This is a genomic window from Chthonomonas sp. (assembly GCF_035294505.1).
Lineage (GTDB): Bacteria > Armatimonadota > Chthonomonadetes > Chthonomonadales > Chthonomonadaceae > Chthonomonas.
Map to the genome: position 1 here is coordinate 1 of NZ_DATGKU010000177.1, position 17,725 is coordinate 17,725.

The following is a 17,725-nucleotide window of genomic DNA, read 5'->3' on the forward strand; positions in this document are numbered from 1 at the left end:
GTTTCCGCGCTCCAGCCCAAGCCATATCCGTAGCGACATCGCGAGAGCGCCTATATCGAGGCCAAACGCGATAGCACGTATTACCGCCACATTGGCCTGCGTGAGAATCCAGTTGCGGATGTTCTCCACCCGCAAGGGGGCGGGAAAGGTGTGCGTAAGATAGGTACCAACCGGAATTTGGCCCAACATCACCACAAGCGCGGTGACGAGCAGAATAGTGGCCTCCAACGAGCGCACCCGAAACGCCCGATAGGCTGCGGAGGCGATATAGAAGGCGATGAGCGAAAACATGGTGGCGTCGAGCGACTGGAGAAGGCCATCGAACAGAATGTGGTTCAGCGCTCTGCTGAGGGCGTTCGGGTGACTATGATGCCACAGGCTCACAAGGAACATGGCTAAGAAACTTAGAAAGAAGGCCAAACTAAACATCGCATCGCTCGATCGCTTTACAAGACGTCCGAGATGTACCTGAAAAAGATTGATCACCCCCAATCCAATGGTAAAGCCGACAATGGCCTGACTAATGTTTCCGAAGGCGGTGGTGTAGGGGGTTAAAACGTTTTGGTCGGCGTGAGGGCCGCTTTTGGCAACCGGCAAAAAGAACTCAAGGGCGTAGAAAAGCCCGCCAAGAAACGTAACGAACCGGATAACATGCCGTCGTGCCGGCACAGGAATGAGCTGTAGCACCAAAAAGAGCACAAGACACGCAAAAAGCACCCCCGCTATATATAATGCCAACAGGGTTTTGCTATGAACCGGGTGAAAGAACCCACTCCACAAGCCCACTATCCCGCTCCCAATAAGAAACTCTTGATTAGAGGGAGATAGATCGGCCAAATAGAGGCCACAACAATTCCGACCAGCACGCCGAGGATGAGAAGAAGCTTGCAGAGGTCTTGGCCGATGATGCTGCCCAACAGAACCGGTTCGCGCGTGAGGTAGGCGCTGGCAGCATAAAACTCATCTCCGATGATCACATAATCGCAGGTAGCGATGAAAAAGGGTATCTGAAGCGTCGAGGGCGTCCCCGCGATCTGAATCGCACCAATCTGCTGGCCAACTTCAGAAAAGATAAGGGCCTCGGCGTAGAACAACCCAAAATAGAAGCAGGCTGCCGTGCGCTCTCGCAGAATCGTTCCGGCGACCGCAGCGGCGAAGGAGAACTGGCGATTCGAGAGAAAGCGCACGTTTTCGGGGTCAAAAAGTTCGGGCTTTCCTTCCGACACATAGACATCCTGCAGTGTCTCTTGCATCAAGGGCAGAAGGGTTGTGTCGGCAACAGGCACAAGCAGTGGGGTTCGGTAGCGACAACCGATGCGCGCTACGTAGGCCAGGATAGCAACAGCCTGTAAAGTAACAATGTCAATGCCGCCTAAACCGGGGACGCCCAGCATCGGCCTACCCATTTCCGTAGCTCTGCCCACCGCCTCTTCAATAGCCGTGAGGCCGTAGATACGCCGTATAAAGAGCGAGCGTTGACGTGCTACATAGATCGCAGCGAGGATGATGAAGCTCAACAGAGGGACGAAAATGCGCACGGCACTATTGGCATGAAGCATGCTTCTCTCCTTCCGAAGCTCCGGCGTTAGGAGCCGATGCCAGCGTCTCGATGCGCTGTATAAGCCGCTCTATGTTTTCTCGGTTTTCAAGCAGCCGCGAAAACTCCTGCACCTTTTGGGCGCCGAAAAGCGGGGCGAGCAGTGTAGCCGAAAACACAACCCCCTGCCCCATAAAGAAAGCGATCGGCTTGTGCATCTCCAGCAACATAATGGCCGGAACGTGTAATTGACGACGATGCACCCATTGGGCTATCTCTTCGATTAGGGCTTCCAGGCGCTGCTGGTCGAGCGGGCGGTTCCAATCGAACATTAGAGTGCCTCGTTGATCATAAGATGAGGTGCCCACCTGGTAAGCGCGTCTAACACCATAGTGCGGTCACCGACAGAGCCGTCGTTTGCAAAACGGAGGCGGAGGCCGCGAAATCGCTCTAACGGTGAGGGAACGGCAAAAGGAGAGACGTACAACCCATTCTCCTCGCTTACCAGGCGTTTAGCCTCCTGCCACCGAAGCCCTTGACGCAACAGAAATCCGTTCAACCACACGCCATCGGCATCGAGACGATAGGTCAGCGGAAACAGATATTCGCCAGCAGCCTTGCAAAGCAGCATAAGCGCCACCAACGCCAACAGCGGTTGGCCAAAAAGCACCCAAGCGCTTAAAACGCCAAGCAGAACAACGGCTCCTACGAACGGCAGCTTTTGCGGTTGACGGCGTAACAGATGCACCTGCCACACCACGGCATCCTTAGGAACAGTAGCGTCAGCATGGAGTTGTTCATGGCCGTTTTGCATACGTCCATTATATCATCTCCTTGCAGATTTTCAAGTGTGAGGTGCCGGGTGGGCAATGTGGATGCCGCCTCAGTCTCGCTCCGGAAGCAGCCTTTTCCGGGATTTCGCAGAGGCTTTTAGGGAATACAAGCGGAACTACTTGTAGAACGTGATCAGAGCGGCACTAAGCGCAGGGACCGAGACAACCGCCATTCGATCGCTCACCTTCACACGTTCGGGGTCTGCCGGGCTCCAGGTCCCATCTGCCGACACCGTTCGACCTCCCAGCGTTATGCCCTCTTGGGCATTTGCGGCCGGCCCGCTTAGGCGAAGCATCTCGCCATGCCGAAAAGACGATGGCAGTTGCAAATGCACCTCGGCGCCGTTCTGAAAATCCTTGTTGATGATCGCCACGTAGAGCCGACCCCTTGAGCCGGCCACCGCATGGGCCACCACATTGAGATCGGAAGGCACATCCACTTGCACCTGAACCGGTCGGCCTTGGGCTGCCTTGTGGAACAACAGGATGCCGTAGTACTCCGGTGCTGCCGAGAACACCCCGTTCTGTTCCCAAATAGGGCTATAGCCGCCTCTAAAAAAGCCACCATGAAAATTGACTCCGCTCAGACCATGTTCGGCCACACGAAAGAGGTAGTCGGCAACCCAAAGCGCGGCGACATAGGTATCGCTCACGCCCGGCATACCCCCTCCTGCAACGGAGTTCGTCTCCGCCATGCGCAAAGGCAAATGGTAGGGTGCCACATCGGAGGCCAGCTCTTGCAAATGCTGATCTTCCCAATTCGCCACCTTCGTACTCAGCAGCTGTTCTGCCGTAGGCCCCTTGCTGCCGGGCGCGTGATACAACGGATACATATGGAACGAAACGAGATGGATTTTTGAGGCGTCATCTCGAAGGAGCTGCGGTAGCCAACGATAGCCTTGAGAGCAACAAAAAGCTGGAGCGACGATCGGGGTGCCGGGTGTCTTCTGCTCGATGGCGCCGACATAGGCAGTGAAATCGTGATGATACTGCGTATAGTTCCACTCCCTTGTGCGCCACCCGTTGCCGCCATAGAGATCGGCCTCATTACCGATTTCAATGCCCGTTAGCGCGCTGCCCCCATGCGTCACCGCATAGTGCGCCTCATCGGCCGCCATCTGTGGGTCGAAATGCCCTAAGTTCACTCCGAGAATGACATGCCAGCCGATGGCGTGCGCGAACCTAAAAACCCTATCGAGATCAGAGCCTGTTATCACGGTGGGGCGTCGAAGAGGTCGGCGAGCCGTCTGATTCGCGCCTATAGGCGCCTGCAGCCAAAACGTGCTTTCCACGCTGTTGCCGCCGAATCGAAAAGAGCCTGGCCCCAAATTCCGCAGCAGCTGTACATAAACCTTATTCGAGAGATCAAAATAGGGGCTTGTGAGGGCGGGCGCCTCATAGCTAAGCCCCAAAAAGTCCTTGGGAATCGCCGGGGCTATCGGCTCTTGTGTCACGCGAACGTTTACCACCGGCGCTGATTGGGCAAAGGCATAAAGAGGCCACAACAAGGCAGTAAAAAGCAGCCCGATCCAAGACGATGATTGACGAAAACGCATCCTCTCTCCTTTCTGAAAGGAAATTCCTCGCTAACACGCAAAATCCTCGACCTTTTAGACGTAACAAGGCCGAGGATGTTCATCCGTTGCGAAGAGACCTCAGGAGGAGAGAAGAGAATAGTCGGTCGGTTTTTCTACCGTAGGTTGCTGCTGTTGGATGAGGGCCCAGGAGTAGACACGCCGATAGCAGGCGACGCGCCCATCGAGACTTGCAGGTAACACGTCCTCCTTATCGAGCCACACCTCTCGCTTCCCATCCACCTGCCGGTAAAGCCCCGGCATCACGCGCTCTCCGGCCAAATAGAGGTCTTGAAACTCTTCGCGCTCTACGAAGTCCCACATCACGATGATTCTCCTTGTAAGCTATCGCCTATGGCGAAAATGCAAAGTAGGGTCTCTGTGTCTTAGGCGTGCCCGAAAGCCTTCTAGGGCCTCCGAGCACGCAAGGGGAAGAAACGATAGTGCACAAGTCTGGCCACTCGATAAGCGGCTCCGAGATGGCTCCAGACGTACTGCGAGTGCTCTACCAAGTAATATTATCGGGTTGAATTGAAAACTTATGTAGAGTGTTTTAAGCGAACAAGAGGGTAAGGATTCCTGTCTGAGCGAATCACAAGCGTTTTGATAGCCAGCACTAGCCCTAACTAAACACGAATGGAGACAACTCCGTCTTCAAACCATTCGGCTTTTTGAGATTTAAGGTGGTCAGGCGCCGATCTTTTCGGCATAGCGTGCAGCTTCCTCCCATAATCGCATGGCCTCCTCAAGCGCCTGCTGAACGCCACGATACTCTTGAGAAAGAGCTACCACATTGTCGGAAGGGGTTGGATGAAAAAGGCGCTCTTCTAGCTCCTTCAAGCGATTTTCGAGGGCCTCCACGCGCTTCTCAGCCTCTTCCACCTGCCTGCGCGCTTTGCGGCGCTCCGCGTTTAAAGCGTGCAAGCCGGGTCGTGCTCCAACCAAGCCCGCCGGCCTGTGAGGCCGCTCTGAGAGCAGACGTTCAAGAGCGGGATTGGAGGTGGCAGATTTCGCCACAGGGCCAGCCGAACCCGAAACACGCGCGCTTATCGGCTGGCATCGCTCTCTATACAGGCTGTAGGGCATATCGTACCACCGTGCTTGGCCACCGGCGATCTCCAAAGTCTTTTCCGTTGTCTGATCTAAGAGGTAACGGTCATGCGAAACAAGCAGGAGCGTTCCTTCGTACTCTTTTAGCATCTGCACGAGCGCTTCGCGCGATTCGATGTCGAGGTGGTTTGTCGGCTCGTCCAACACCAGAAGATTGGGCTTAAGCCAGGTGATCTGGGCCAACACAAGCTTATTTTTCTCGCCGCCCGATAAGAACTTCACCTGGCGAAAAACATCGTCGCCCACAAAGAGAAAGTGCGCGAGGTGGGTGCGCGCTTCAAGTGGGGAGATCGTCCCTACCTCCAGCATATTTTCCAGAACGGTGGCCTCCAAATCAAGATCACTCGTATCTTGCGCGAAGTAGCCCACGGTAACGTTCTGCCCGAAACGCACGGTTCCTGCATCGGGCATCTCCCGCCCTAAAAGGATACGCACAAAGGTAGATTTACCGGCCCCGTTTGGCCCTACAATCCCAAGGCGATCGCCGCGCTGCACAACCCCGCTAACGTTTTCAAAAAGCTTTTTGCCCTCATACTGTTTGGTAAGTCCCTCAAAAACAAGCACTTCGCTTGCGCTCAACCGTTCCGACTTAGGAGAAGGGCGTTGGCTTTGAAGTTTTATGCGAAGATTTTTACCGGTTGCTTTAGGTGGCTCGACAAGTCGGGCTTCCAGACGCTCGGCCCATCGTTTCCGGGCCATCGCCTGATTGCGTCGCGTGGGTGTGCTCTTCCATTTTTCGCAGAACTCCATCAGACGAGCTATTTCGCGCTTTTCACGCTCGTATACCTCCTCCATACGTTTCTGACGAGTCTGCTTCTGTAGTTGAAAGTGGGTATAGTCGCCTCGATAGAACGTCAATTTACCTGCCTCCATCTCGGCGATCTGAGTGGCGATGCGGTCTAAAAAATAGCGGTCGTGTGATACCAGAAGCAGGGCACCGCCAAACGCTTTCAAATAGCTCTCTAACCACTCGATGGCCTCGATATCGAGATGGTTTGTAGGCTCGTCCAAATAGAGAACATCTGGGCCAGAGAGAAGTAGCCTTGCAAGTGCCAGTCGGGTCTTTTCTCCTCCCGACAGGTACCCGCAGGGCTTTGACAAGTCCTCCGGAGCAAAACCAAGCCGATAGAGTACCTGGGGGACATCACGAAGCACCGCATATCCTCCCATAATCTCAAAGCGCTCCTGCAGTTGACTATATTCCCAGATGACCGGTTCCAAATCTTTTTGCTGCACCTCCGCCGGAGAGAGAGCGCCCATCTCGGCTTCGATCTGACGCATGCGCCGCTCCATCGCCAAAATAGGAGCGAAAGCTGCCTGCGCTTCCTCTAGCACGGTCTTCTTCGGATCAACGGCATCCTCTTGACGCAGGTATCCAAAGCGAACACCGCGTGCATAACGCACATGCCCCCGATCCGGCTCCTCTTCACCGGCAAGAATGCGCAGGAGGGTTGTCTTGCCGGCTCCATTGCGCCCTACCAACCCCACCTTCTGACCCCAATCCAAGCGAAAGGTTACATCGGCAAAGAGGGGGTCGCTGCCATAGGATTTTTCGAGGTTTTCGACATACACTAAGCTCATGGTGCGCTTTCCGCTTCGTCCACCATTTTATGCTGACTTCTAGACGTTCTTACTATGCGAAGCGGAGTCTATATACCAGATTTGATGAGGAACTAACAGCGAGGGTAAGCTGTTTCTTTTTAAAGGGGACACCACCTAATTACGCACAACTTTGGCCGACTAGGCAGCAGCAGCTTCAAGGAGGTCATCGAGGTTCCCTAAAATTTTTTCGTTGAACAGAATCGCCTTGCACGTCGTCAAAGCATTAGGATATAATAATTTAGACTATTCAAGCTAAGATGGATGGGCCACAGCGCTTTTCATAACACACTTATGGAGGGAGAAAACACCTATGACACATCCGTTAACCGGTCTGGCTTCTTTCGGTAAGAAGGCCGTCGCTTTCATCATTCTAAGTGCTGGTGGCCTGCTTCTTCAAGGGGCCTTGCCTGCAAAGGCTGCCCCCGGTGTGCCCCCCGGGGCGTTTTTGCTTTATCCGGCCAATAGCACCCGCGAACTCGTCCAAGAAGTTGAACGCGAACCAATAGTTGCCGATAGGTACAAACGCCATTTCGATATCGCAACAACGGGCGATGTAGAGCTTGCCCTTGCCCAACTTCACCTTACACGCCTTTCCTCCGATCGCGACCTTCCTGTGTGGTATGTCCACATCATCAACGGGGCTGAAATCATGGGCTATAAGCTGCGCCACGTTCCGGCAGGAACCTTAGTGTTCGCCGACAGTAAAAACGCGCCCGTCCTGATCGCCGAATGCGGTAACCCCATCGGAACCGTGTCTTTGCCACCGGCTAAGAGCGTGGCTCATAACCAGTTTGACTTAACGCCCTCCTTAACCACGCCCGTCTCACCGATCAACCCACAGCCCTACACTCCTATCTCTACGCCAACACGGATCGCCGATCTCGAAATTCCCGCTTCAGCGGATGCCCTCCCCTTGCGTCCTCCAGGCTTGCCGCAAGCCCATTTTTCTGGCCTGCCGTACACCGGTGCTCTAGCTCTGCCCTTTTTCTTTCACAGCGGTGGCTCTAGTGGGGGTAACCTCCTTGGAGCGCTGCCACCGCAGTTTTCCAGCTCAGGCGGTTTCTCACCGCATGGCATCGTGCCAGAAGGGGGTTGGCTCTCCTTTGTCGCCGGTATGGGGCTTCCTCTGGTGTTTATGAGAAAATATAAGAAGCGAGGCTAGTTTTACCCTATGCAAGGTCGAACCTCATGCTTTATCAGATGTTCTGCATGGGTCACTCTGAGCTTGCTTTCCATTTGTTCTTTTTCTGTGGCCTATGCCGACTCGGTGCAAGAACACTTCGATAGAGGGTTTCATCTCTACGAGTCCTGGGTGCAAAACCATCAGTCAAACGATCTAGAGCAGGCGCTCAAAGAGATGCAAGCCGCCCACCGTGAGGCCCCTAAAAGCCCCATCATTCTCCAGTGGATAGGGTTTTTACAAATCGCGCGGGCCGACTACGCGGACGCCATAGACCCACTTCAGCAGGCCATCCTCCTCGACCCCAAGCAAGGCCTTCCTTATGTGGATTTAGGGTTTGCTTACCATAAACTCGGTCTCTATCCGGACGCTGCCGAGGCCCTACAGCACGCCATTACGATCTATGGCGCTATGCCGAAGCCCGATGTACGCGATCCTTATCTCTATCGCTGTTACTTCGACCTCGGCACCGTCTATTTTGATGCGGCCACAAAAGCTCAAAACAGCTCCCAGAAAACCGAGTTTTTGAAGGATGCCATCGCTGCCTACCAAAAAGCAGCGGCCTTACCTCCTAGCGCCTCCGTTACGGCGCCAACGGGCATTCCAAGCTTGCCCCCCCAATCCCTCGACCGTCCAGCCCTCTACATCGCCCTTGCTTCCGCTGCACTAAACGTGGGAGACATCCAACTTGCTACCGATTCGGCCACACAAGCCACGCAACTTGCACCCGACCGAGAAACCGCCTGGCGCCTTCTCGGCTTTATTTGGCTTAAAGCAGCCGATCAATCAAAAAATCTAAACGCGCTGTCTAATGCCCAAACCGCCTTCGAAAAGGCATTGTCTCTCAATCCAAAAGACTATGAGGTGCGCGAGGGGCTAGGACGTATCTACCTCGCTCAGAACCACTATAAAGAGGCCTATGAGGCGTTTCAACAGGCTGCGGCCGACCGCCAAGTAGCAGGTCAACAGGCAGCTTTACCCCCAAATGTGCTTTATAATAGCGCCGTCGCGGCTCAAAAAGTAGGAAAAATCGAAGAGGCCATCCAGCTCTTCCAAACCTATCTTAAGACCAACCCCCACGATGAGAGCGCCCTCGCCTGGCTCGGTGCGTGCTATCTTCAACAACACCAATACGATCAGGCAACCGCAACCCTCCGTCAAGCACTCGATCTATCTCCGTCCGACACCACAGCCCGTCTTAATCTTGCCAGCGCCCTTATTGCGCAACAGCAGTATGCATCGGCTACCAAACAGTTGCAAGAGCTTGCCCAACAAGAGCCTAACTCCCCCTTAGTCGCCTACCTACTCGGCACCACCTTGGCCAATACCGGCGACTATGCAGCCGCAGTAACCGCCCTGCAACGCTATACCCAACTCGATCCTCAGGGCAATGCGGTGCCTAACGGCGATGGATTTTGCGCCCTCGGCGATGCCCTTCAGCACCTCGGCCGCTATAGCGAAGCGATCGCCGTCTACCAAAAAGCCACAGAGATCGCTGCCTCTAACGCCGTGGCATGGCACAACCTCGGCATTCTTACCCTCCAGGAAGCCCTCCAAAAAAAGCTTCCTCTCTCCGATCCGGCATGGCAAACGGCCAAAACGGCGCTCGATAACGCCACCCGACTTCAGCCCAACGACTATGCTGCCCTAGAGGCCCAAGCCACCCTACTTGCCCAAGAAGGCAACAATGCCGCAGCGGCAGAAAAACTCCAGGCTGCCTTAAGTCTCCATCCCGATTCGCTCTCTGCGCTACTTCTACTCGCCAAAACCCAAACCCAGTTAGGGCACTATCCGGATGCCGACAGCGCCTATCAGCAAGCTCTCAACCGAGACCCACAGAATGTGGATATCGCTCTTCTCTATGCGCAAAACCTTTTGCATGAGCAGAAATACGCAGAAGCGTCCCATGTGCTGGCGCCGATCTACACGGCCAATCCCTCTCATCTTCAATTGGCCCTGTTCTATGCCCGCAGCCTTCAGCTTGACGGCCAAAAACAGGCGGCAATGCAGGTTCTTCAGAAGACAGTTGCCCTCCCTCGACATGGGCCGGAGATGGCTCTCGCCCTACGCATGTTAGGCTACCTGCTTGTTACCAGTGGAGATCGTGAGAATTGGCATCGTGCCAAAGAGGTGTACCGGCGTGCCTTGATAGAACAACCTAACAACGCCGAAGCCCTTAACGGACTTGGGCTTGCTGTTCTCGAACTCGGCCAGCCGAAGGAGGCAATTCCCTACTTTAAGAAGGCCATCACCATAGACCCTTCCTACGTAGATGCCATTAACAACATTGGGGTTGCACGTGAGCAGCTGGGCGATATCCCCGGTGCGCTTGGCGCTTTTCGCCGCGCCCTCCAAATCGATCCGCAGAACCAGGTAGCACAGGAGAACATCCAGCGCTATCGGGGCTGGATCAAGGTGTTCGAGAAAGGTTCCTCTTCTTAACGGAGCCTGCTTCCGTATAAATGAAAGAAGAGGCGGCGCATTGGATGCGCCGCCTCAATACGCTTCCAGTTCCTTTGTTAGTCCGGTTCGGGCAACGCCGGATTCGGAGGCGGAGCGACCCCAGCATCCGGTAACCCAACAATGTGCAAGGTCACGATCTTATCGTGGCCGACGGGTAGGGTGAATACCTTCCCTTTACCCCGAAAGCCGCCGGGCAACGGATGCTCCAAAATATCCGTTTGCGTAACCTGCACCGGCACCGAGAAATGTAGCACGGCCACGGTATCGCGTCCCTGTGTCTCGAAAAACCGGAGGATAAAGCCTTTACCGTCCTCGCAGTGCTTGAGCGCTCCAGCTACCAGATCGCCCCATCCTTTCGCATCGGTTAGCTTAAAGGAAGGGATGTCATCAGACTTAGCCGGATGGGCGCTCGTTAGCACAGCCTGCAGGGGTATGTTAAAGGCCTTTCCCAACTCTTCGGCCCGTGCCGCCCGCCAATCCCCAGAATGTGGTATCAGGGCATAAGCGAAACGCTGCTCGCCCTCGTCCGGATCGGGGTCTGGGTCATGGGAGGAACGTAGCAAACTAAGGCGAAAGACCGGCCCGTTCGCATCGTTCCCATATTTGCTGTCGTTCACAAAGGTAACTCCCCACAGCGCCCTGCCGGGGCTTACCGTCGCCACCGTCGCCGCAAAGAGATGCAGATTCGGATTTTGCGGCAACTGCATGCGTACCACCCTCTCCCCATTCGGCAAAGCGACAGAGATCATCCAAAGGTGAGCCGGCGTGTTCTCTTTATCGGTGCCGTTGTTGATGAGTCGATAGGGAAAATCCATGACGTCGGTTTCCGATTGTCCGCCGGTTACCCAGTCGCCCATAGCGATGGCTAGAGTGATCTCCTGTCCGTTTGCAAGTTGCAGCTTCAACAGCCCGCCCTGGCTGCCCAATGCGCCGGCTCCTACAAGAAAGAGGGTATTGCCTTTTGCCGTCGGCGGTAGCGAGACGGTTTGGCCTTCACAGGCGATGTTATCCGGGCCGGGTGCATCGCCATGGAGAACGATGGGAAGCTTCATGCTGCCTACGGCGCGAAGGCCGGGTGGTGGAAACAGGTTACGAGGATAGCCACGCCCTTGTGAATCGAAATCGGCGTTACTATCCGAATTAAACCAGGTGTGCAGGTCGAGAGGAGTCGCCGCCAGCACTTTGGCACCGCTATAATTGGTCATATCCATCCATTTCTGGCCGGGGTTTTCCTGCCCGTTATCCGGTCGGTCTATACTTCCGTAAGGGATGGAGACGTGCAACTTGGGGTGCTGCATGGCCAACGGAAACGCCACCTTCAGCATCTCGTTGTGCTCATGCCATTGCACATCGTTCTGCACATCCACTCGATCAAGCCCATCATAGAGCGATATCTCCTGCACGTAAGAGGATTTGTCTAGCGCGTGCGTTACCTGGATGGTCGCCATAACCGGGCCGCTTGATAGCAGGCGGACTTGGGCGCCCTGGGTTGTCAGTAGCTGCTGTTGGCCGGTGAAGTTGATGTTCCAGGCACTGCCCGTATCCCCCAGCAACTGCAGTTCGTTGCCTGAAGCCGCCAAAAGCTCTCGTCCCATACGAAGGTCTTCCAAACGCTGTATAAGCCCGGTTCTGGGGTCGATCTCAAGGCGTAGAAAGGCGTTTTGCAGCACATAATCGCCGGTGCGGCCTTTTGAAACCGAGAGATGCGATGCACAGGATTTCGTAGAGAGAAAATAGAGTTTATGCCCAAAACCGGGGACATCCCTAGCGATAAACAGTAGCGTGTCAGACGATAGAGCCTGTGCAGGGAAGAGATGGCCTACTGCGTCTCTAACGGAATGATATAAAGTTGCCTGAGGAACGCTCACTTTGACCGGACCGGTGCAAGCATAGGAAAGGGCATTCCAAACAACAACTGTTTTTTCTCCCTTTTTCGCCCCACGAGTATCTACATGGCTCGTGAGCGTTTGGATGGCTCTGGCGGTTTGCTGCTCTGCCCATTGGCGCGCCGGAGTTAAATAGCTCTCCATCCAAGGATAGGTCGAATGGATGGCCGAACCGCACATGATGTCGTGGAACTGCGCAAAGGCTGTCGGTTTCCAAGCCTCCTCAAACCCCTGCACCGGATAGGGAAGACCGCTCATCGCAGCCAGAGAGGAGAACGCCTCTGCTGTGTAAAGTGCATTCTCGGTGCTGCGCACCGCCTTTTTAATGTCGGCGTGTGTCGTGTAGCATCCCTCGAATGTGTACTGTAAATCTCTATCCACGACCGGGAGTTGAGCCGTATTGGGGTCGGAGCGGAGAATATCGAAGAACTTATCGGCGGTGCAAAAATGTACTTTTGGCATAAGAGGGTCTTGCTGAAGCTGCTTGCCCACCAGGATCATCTGGCGTGTCGGCCCTCCTCCGTGGTCTCCTACCCCGAAAACAACCAAAGCCTTTTTCAGCCCAAAGCCGTTCTCTATTTGCCATGGGCGCACCATCTGGTCTACCGTTACCGGTTCGTCGTAGCTGTTTGTGCTGGCTTTCAAAACACGAGAGCCATCCGGCGATTCCCACCAGCTGAAGTAGATGCCATCGTTACAGCGCATGTGGTAGTAGTTAACGATGCCTACATTACGCAGCAATTGTGGGATTTGCCATGAGTGGCCGAACGAATCCGGCAGCCACCCGGTTATGGCATAGCGTCCAAAATGCTTGTAAAAGTAGCGCTGGCCTAAGAAAAGCGAGCGAGCAAGGGCTTCACCGGAGGGCATGTCGGTATCCGATTCGTCCCAAAAACCGCTCACCGGGTCCCATTGGCCGCGTTGAACCGCCGCTTGCATAGCGGCGAACTCTTGCGGATACCGATGCTGAATCGGCACGTAGGCGCCTGGCTGGCTTTGCACAAACCCAAAGTCGGGGAAGGCGTTCATCAGCTTTAACGCGCTGGCCCAGGTACGATGACATACATCTATGGTCTCCGGCCAGGGCCACAGCCAGTTCATGTCTATGTGGGCATGACCTACATAGTAGACATCATAGTTTTGAGTAAGTGGACGTAGGCTCATGAGGGTTTCATGAGCTGCGGCCAGTTGCGCTGCCGATTGCTCTAACGGGAGGCTCGAAAGATGATCGATATCCACCTTGGCCTCGGCTGCGGCCAGCGTGCTACGAATTCGCTCGCTCTCTTGGGCGGGCACCTGCGAGGCAAGCTGCTGTAGAAACTGCGTCTCCTGAACCACCCAATCAAAATTGGGCTGCCATAGACCCGGCGGCCCAAAAACCAAACGGCTAAACATCAGCCGCCCGTCTCCTGGCCCGTTGATGCCGCGTACGGCGATCAAAAACTTCTCACCCGGCCGTACATGGGGAGAGATCAGCACATTGCCTTCATCCCAATGAAAACTATCTCGCAACTCTCCATTTACGTAGACTTCCCCGTCGTCGTCCACGCCTATCTGCAGGTACATCGGGGCTCCTTCTGTTGAGACCCCTGCAACCTCGCCGGGCACCACGATCTGGGTGCGGAACCAGACGCGTGTGTTCTCTCCATGCCAAACAAACCCAGGATGAACCGTCTGCCAATCCGCATCCGACACTTCAGGCATCTGGCCATTTGGGATATCCGGCTGGTGGAACTTCCAATCGTTAACTGTTATGACACGACTATCGCGCAGGAGGACAAGGGCATCTGTAAAGGAATCGGCGCGTGCCCTACCGGGCGAGCCGATGAGAAGAGCAAGGAACCCGACAACAGCCCCCCACAAACCGATTGTTTCGAGAATCTGTCTCCTACTTCGCATGAGAACCTAACTCCTTACGTTGATTCTGATGTGCTTTAATAAGCGGTAATATCGCACGAAACGCGGTGCTTCCCGCCTCCCCTACCCATTCATAGAGCGCCATTTCAACCGAAGAGGGCAGCGCTCCTAACTGAAACATCTTCTTTAGCCCCAGCTCATGATCCCATTGGGAACGTGCAGCCACGGCATCGGCAACGATATGCACCTGATAGCCCTCTGCAAGCATCCCTAAAGCCGTTTGGCATACGCAGATATGGGTTTCCACTCCACATAGCACCACCTGCCGCCTTTGTAGCGCCTGCAGCCGTACTAGAAAATTCGATGCCCCGGCACAATTAAAGCAGAGCTTGTCGAGCCAGGTATCTTCCTTTGGGAGCAGGTCGGCTAGCTCCTGCGTAACTCCACCGAGCTTGGCGCGATTTTGCGTTGTAACCAACAAGGGTATCCCCAGCGCCTGCGCCCCCTGTAATAAGAGGCGCGTGCTCCTCAAGAAACTTTCGGTATTGGGCAGGGCGCGTAGGAGGGAGTCCTGAAGGTCAATAGCAACTAAAACGCTTTCGGTAGCGCAGAGCGTGGCCGTATGTCTTGTCGTCATCAAAACTCCTCGATTCGTGTTTTCTGGTCACGTTTTAAGTTTCTCCTCGAAAACAAAAATTCCTACCTTATAGAAAGCCCTCTCTTGACAGAGAGGGCTTTTGGGTTTATAATTGCAACGATTAAGCGGTTGGTCTTCACGGTGTTACCTCGCCAACGTTTCCATCGTCCAATATTCGAGGAAATCACAATACAAACACGAACAACGTTTTAGAAGAGGGGGGTCTCAGAGAATCATGCTGCCAACACCGCCGGGCGGTCTAAAAAAATCGCTTTCCATCCCACTGATGCTGCTTGCCGGAGTGTTTTGGGCGCTGAGTGGTTCGCACCCACAAGCCATTGCCGACGACAGCCTCACCGGCAACGCGCTTAAAGCGCCGTTAGCGGTAGACTGGAAATACACCGGGCAAGCCTATCCCAACAACCCAACCGGCCCCGTTGTTGCCGATGGCACCATCTACTATGCTTCCGGTACTCGTCTCTATGCACTCGATGAACATACCGGCGCCCAGAAGTGGGTCTACCCGGAAGGCAGCTACTTGCCGAATCCCATTATGGCCACACCGACCATCAGCGGGGATACCCTTTTTGTGCCCGAAGGCGACGGCCTCTACGCCCTCGATGCGGAAACCGGTCGGCAAAAGTACCCGGCCTACAAAGTTCGAGGTGGCGTGATTAGCCATCCGGCCGTTTCGGGCGATAGCGTCTACTTCATCTCCGGTTCAGAACGTCTCTATGGTATCAAGGCCTCAAACGGTCATCCCCTGAACCCCCTGCTTGGCGGCGGCATTCCTCTTCCTGGGGCGGTAGAAGGCGATGTTGTGCTTTATAATGGCATGCTCTACTTCTGCACCTCCAATGGGGAGATACACGCGGTGGATGCTCAATCCGGCGCTCAGAAGTGGCATTCTCCGGTGCTCGGCGTCACGGCATTCTCTACCCCAGCCGTCTCACAGAACTACACCTATGTTGCCGGCCAATCGGCTGTAACCTGCCTACGCACCGACAACGGTTTGGTGGTGTGGTCTTTGCCGGCAAGAAACGATTTTACCGCTCCTGCAGCCACCGATTCCGATGGAAACGTCTATTTGTGCGCAGCGAACCTGAAGGTCTATGCCCTAACCTCCCAAAGAAAACCTCTTTGGAAAACAATCCCCGAGGTTGATTTTCCGGTAAGCGCTGCCCCTATCGTTTCCGGGAACCTGCTTATTGTGTGCAGTGCGGAAGCCGGCGTCTACGCTTACGACCGCAACACGGGCGAACTGGTATGGAACTACTCTATCCAACCCTCCTCACTCGACCCGAACAAAGTGCCCCAAGAGAACCATGTGCTGGCAACGCCTGCTGTAGATAACGGCCACCTGTTCGTCGTATCCGACGATGGCTCGGTGACCTGTTTCAGCAACGGTGCGGTAGACCTTATTCCTCCCATCATTACACCGCTTGCCCCAGAACGCGGGGAGTATTGTAAAGGAGAACCGCCTTTCATCGTTCGTGCCCGCATTTTCGATTTCGGTTCGGGTCTCAAGCCATCGAGCGTAACCCTTTCGATTGATGATCACCCCATCAACCAAGTCACTCGCGAAGATCTCATTAACGGGAAAGATGGTTTTACCTTCGACAAGGACAAGGGCATTTTAGAGTACGATATTCAGCCCAAAACGACCGGGGTCTCGAATGCCTTTTCCGACGGCCATCATACCATCACCATAACGGCCCAAGACTGGAAAGGTAACCAAAAAACCGAAACGTGGTTGTTTACCACCGGCGATGCCTATCCTATCGAACGCGCCCAACGCACCCAAAACACACAGGGCACGAACACTGCAGGTGGTAAAAGCGGGCGTCCTGGACTTGGTAGCGGTGGGGGCGGAAACGGTGGAGGAGATTAAACAGACTGCCTCCAACGCCAACGAAACCTCTCTTCTCGCGCTTCTCAGGTTAGCTAATTTACAGTTCAGCCCTAAAATTACCGGAGCGCTTCTCGAACGGTACCGTGCGGCGCCAGAAGCGTTGTTTGAGGCCACCAACAGAGAGTTGGCAGAGATTCCCGATCTGGAATTGCAGGCGCACCATGTGGTGCGCCTGCGAGATTCGGCCTATGTTCCCACCGCATCCCAACGGCGATGGTTGGAACGGCCCGACACAACCCTCCTTTGGAAAGGACACCCCAGCTATCCCAACTCCCTCCTCGATATCTACGACCCACCGGCGATCTTGTTCTTACAAGGAAGCTATCGGAAATTCGATCCCACTTCGGTTGCCATCGTAGGTTCGCGCCATGCTACTCCTTATGGCGTGCATGTCGCCGAACGTATGGCACGTGAGTTGGCCGCTTATGGCATCCTCGTAATTAGTGGAGGCGCACGCGGGATTGACGCTGCCACCCATCGCGGTGTATTGGAGAAAAAAGGACGCACCTTGGCGGTGCTAGGCTGTGGCCCCGATATTGTTTATCCTCGCGAGCATCGCTCTCTGTTCCAAGCAATTGCGCAACAAGGTGCACTCGTTTCAGAGTACCCACCAGGAACCCAGCCGGAGGCTTGGCGCTTTCCTGCCCGTAATCGCATTATCAGCGGCCTTGCCCAGGCAGTCCTCGTTGTCGAAGCTCCTATTAACAGTGGGGCTCTCATCACGGCACGCTATGCACTTGAACAGGGAAGATCGGTGCTTGCCGTGCCCGGCGATATCAACCGTCCGGCAAGCGCCGGTACAAACGCCCTGTTGAAAGAAGGAGCCATTGTGGTTACAGAAACGGCCGACATTCTCTACGCTCTTGGGCTTACCGCCTTGGCCGCCAAGCCGCGTCAACCCGCTCTTGACTTCGATACAGGCCAATCGAACACGCTGAATACCTCACATCTGAACGAATTGCAACGCAAACTTGTGGAATCTCTCTCCCTCACTCCACGCCACATCGATCAAATCGCTCAGGAGGTTCAGCGCTCCGTGGCCGAAGTCAGCACCGAGATGACCTTGCTGGAGCTGTCGGGCTTCGTACAGCGCCTGCCGGGAAACACTTATGTGCGCGGCCAGTCGCTTTGAAT

General features: G+C 54.9%; 13 protein-coding genes. 4 read left to right on the top strand and 9 right to left on the bottom strand.

What is annotated here, in order from left to right:
- The 7 genes from VKV18_RS10615 to abc-f all read right to left on the bottom strand — a co-directional run.
- Positions 1 to 786 (bottom strand): hypothetical protein (locus tag VKV18_RS10615; protein WP_324204182.1); only part of this gene is annotated, 786 nt, incomplete at its 3' end.
- Complete coding sequence (locus VKV18_RS10620) at positions 786 to 1,559, bottom strand: DUF6754 domain-containing protein (protein ID WP_324204183.1); 774 nt, start codon at positions 1,557 to 1,559, stop codon at positions 786 to 788. The genes VKV18_RS10620 and VKV18_RS10615, both read right to left, overlap by 1 nt.
- Positions 1,543 to 1,869 carry a hypothetical protein gene (locus VKV18_RS10625; protein ID WP_324204184.1) on the bottom strand — a complete coding sequence of 109 codons (327 nt, stop codon included), beginning with the start codon at positions 1,867 to 1,869 and terminating at the stop codon, positions 1,543 to 1,545. The genes VKV18_RS10620 and VKV18_RS10625 overlap by 17 nt, the downstream gene beginning before the upstream one ends.
- On the bottom strand, positions 1,869 to 2,351 hold the full coding sequence (locus tag VKV18_RS10630) for a hypothetical protein (protein ID WP_324204185.1): 483 nt from the start codon (positions 2,349 to 2,351) through the stop codon (positions 1,869 to 1,871). The genes VKV18_RS10625 and VKV18_RS10630 overlap by 1 nt, the downstream gene beginning before the upstream one ends.
- A 135-nt stretch (positions 2,352 to 2,486) precedes the next feature.
- A complete protein-coding gene (locus VKV18_RS10635; RefSeq protein WP_324204186.1) occupies positions 2,487 to 3,926 on the bottom strand; it encodes a glycosyl hydrolase family 79 C-terminal domain-containing protein in 1,440 nt (479 codons plus the stop codon).
- Positions 3,927 to 4,025: 99 nt separating this feature from the next.
- A complete protein-coding gene (locus tag VKV18_RS10640) occupies positions 4,026 to 4,268 on the bottom strand; it encodes a hypothetical protein (RefSeq protein WP_324204187.1) in 243 nt (80 codons plus the stop codon).
- A gap of 363 nt (positions 4,269 to 4,631) precedes the next feature.
- Positions 4,632 to 6,635, bottom strand: a complete 2,004-nt coding sequence (gene abc-f / locus VKV18_RS10645) for a ribosomal protection-like ABC-F family protein (protein WP_324204188.1) — start codon at positions 6,633 to 6,635, stop codon at positions 4,632 to 4,634.
- 331 nt (positions 6,636 to 6,966) lie between these two features.
- On the opposite strand from abc-f, the gene VKV18_RS10650 reads away from it, so the two are divergent.
- Together VKV18_RS10650 and VKV18_RS10655 are read left to right on the top strand one after the other, a co-directional pair.
- Positions 6,967 to 7,818 carry a hypothetical protein gene (locus VKV18_RS10650; RefSeq protein ID WP_324204189.1) on the top strand — a complete coding sequence of 284 codons (852 nt, stop codon included), beginning with the start codon at positions 6,967 to 6,969 and terminating at the stop codon, positions 7,816 to 7,818.
- A 63-nt stretch (positions 7,819 to 7,881) separates the two neighbouring features.
- Entirely contained in the window at positions 7,882 to 10,278 is a 2,397-nt protein-coding gene (locus VKV18_RS10655) for a tetratricopeptide repeat protein (RefSeq protein WP_324204190.1), read from the top strand.
- Positions 10,279 to 10,355: 77 nt separating this feature from the next.
- Here VKV18_RS10655 and VKV18_RS10660 read toward each other — a convergent pair whose 3' ends face one another.
- On the bottom strand, positions 10,356 to 14,084 hold the full coding sequence (locus tag VKV18_RS10660; protein WP_324204191.1) for an alpha-mannosidase: 3,729 nt from the start codon (positions 14,082 to 14,084) through the stop codon (positions 10,356 to 10,358).
- Positions 14,074 to 14,679, bottom strand: coding sequence for an isochorismatase family protein (locus VKV18_RS10665; RefSeq protein ID WP_324204192.1), 606 nt, complete (start codon positions 14,677 to 14,679; stop codon positions 14,074 to 14,076). Before VKV18_RS10665 ends, VKV18_RS10660 begins: the two co-directional genes overlap by 11 nt.
- Before the next feature lie 235 nt (positions 14,680 to 14,914).
- Here VKV18_RS10665 and VKV18_RS10670 point away from each other — a divergent pair, with 235 nt between their 5' ends.
- Both VKV18_RS10670 and dprA read left to right on the top strand, forming a co-directional pair.
- A complete protein-coding gene (locus VKV18_RS10670; RefSeq protein ID WP_324204193.1) occupies positions 14,915 to 16,570 on the top strand; it encodes a PQQ-binding-like beta-propeller repeat protein in 1,656 nt (551 codons plus the stop codon).
- Entirely contained in the window at positions 16,557 to 17,723 is a 1,167-nt protein-coding gene (gene dprA / locus VKV18_RS10675; protein WP_324204194.1) for a DNA-processing protein DprA, read from the top strand. Before VKV18_RS10670 ends, dprA begins: the two co-directional genes overlap by 14 nt.
- Positions 17,724 to 17,725: the final 2 nt, after the last annotated feature.

What these genes read in the sequence shown, in the direction of transcription:
- VKV18_RS10620 (WP_324204183.1), bottom strand. Translation starts at nt 1,559, where the DNA reads ATGCTTCATGCCAATAGTGCCGTGCGCATTTTCGTCCCTCTGTTGAGC.
- VKV18_RS10625 (WP_324204184.1), bottom strand. Translation starts at nt 1,869, where the DNA reads ATGTTCGATTGGAACCGCCCGCTCGACCAGCAGCGCCTGGAAGCCCTA.
- VKV18_RS10630 (WP_324204185.1), bottom strand. Translation starts at nt 2,351, where the DNA reads ATGCAAAACGGCCATGAACAACTCCATGCTGACGCTACTGTTCCTAAG.
- VKV18_RS10635 (WP_324204186.1), bottom strand. Translation starts at nt 3,926, where the DNA reads ATGCGTTTTCGTCAATCATCGTCTTGGATCGGGCTGCTTTTTACTGCC.
- VKV18_RS10640 (WP_324204187.1), bottom strand. Translation starts at nt 4,268, where the DNA reads ATGTGGGACTTCGTAGAGCGCGAAGAGTTTCAAGACCTCTATTTGGCC.
- abc-f (WP_324204188.1), bottom strand. Translation starts at nt 6,635, where the DNA reads ATGAGCTTAGTGTATGTCGAAAACCTCGAAAAATCCTATGGCAGCGAC.
- VKV18_RS10650 (WP_324204189.1), top strand. Translation starts at nt 6,967, where the DNA reads ATGACACATCCGTTAACCGGTCTGGCTTCTTTCGGTAAGAAGGCCGTC.
- VKV18_RS10660 (WP_324204191.1), bottom strand. Translation starts at nt 14,084, where the DNA reads ATGCGAAGTAGGAGACAGATTCTCGAAACAATCGGTTTGTGGGGGGCT.
- VKV18_RS10665 (WP_324204192.1), bottom strand. Translation starts at nt 14,679, where the DNA reads ATGACGACAAGACATACGGCCACGCTCTGCGCTACCGAAAGCGTTTTA.
- VKV18_RS10670 (WP_324204193.1), top strand. Translation starts at nt 14,915, where the DNA reads ATGCTGCCAACACCGCCGGGCGGTCTAAAAAAATCGCTTTCCATCCCA.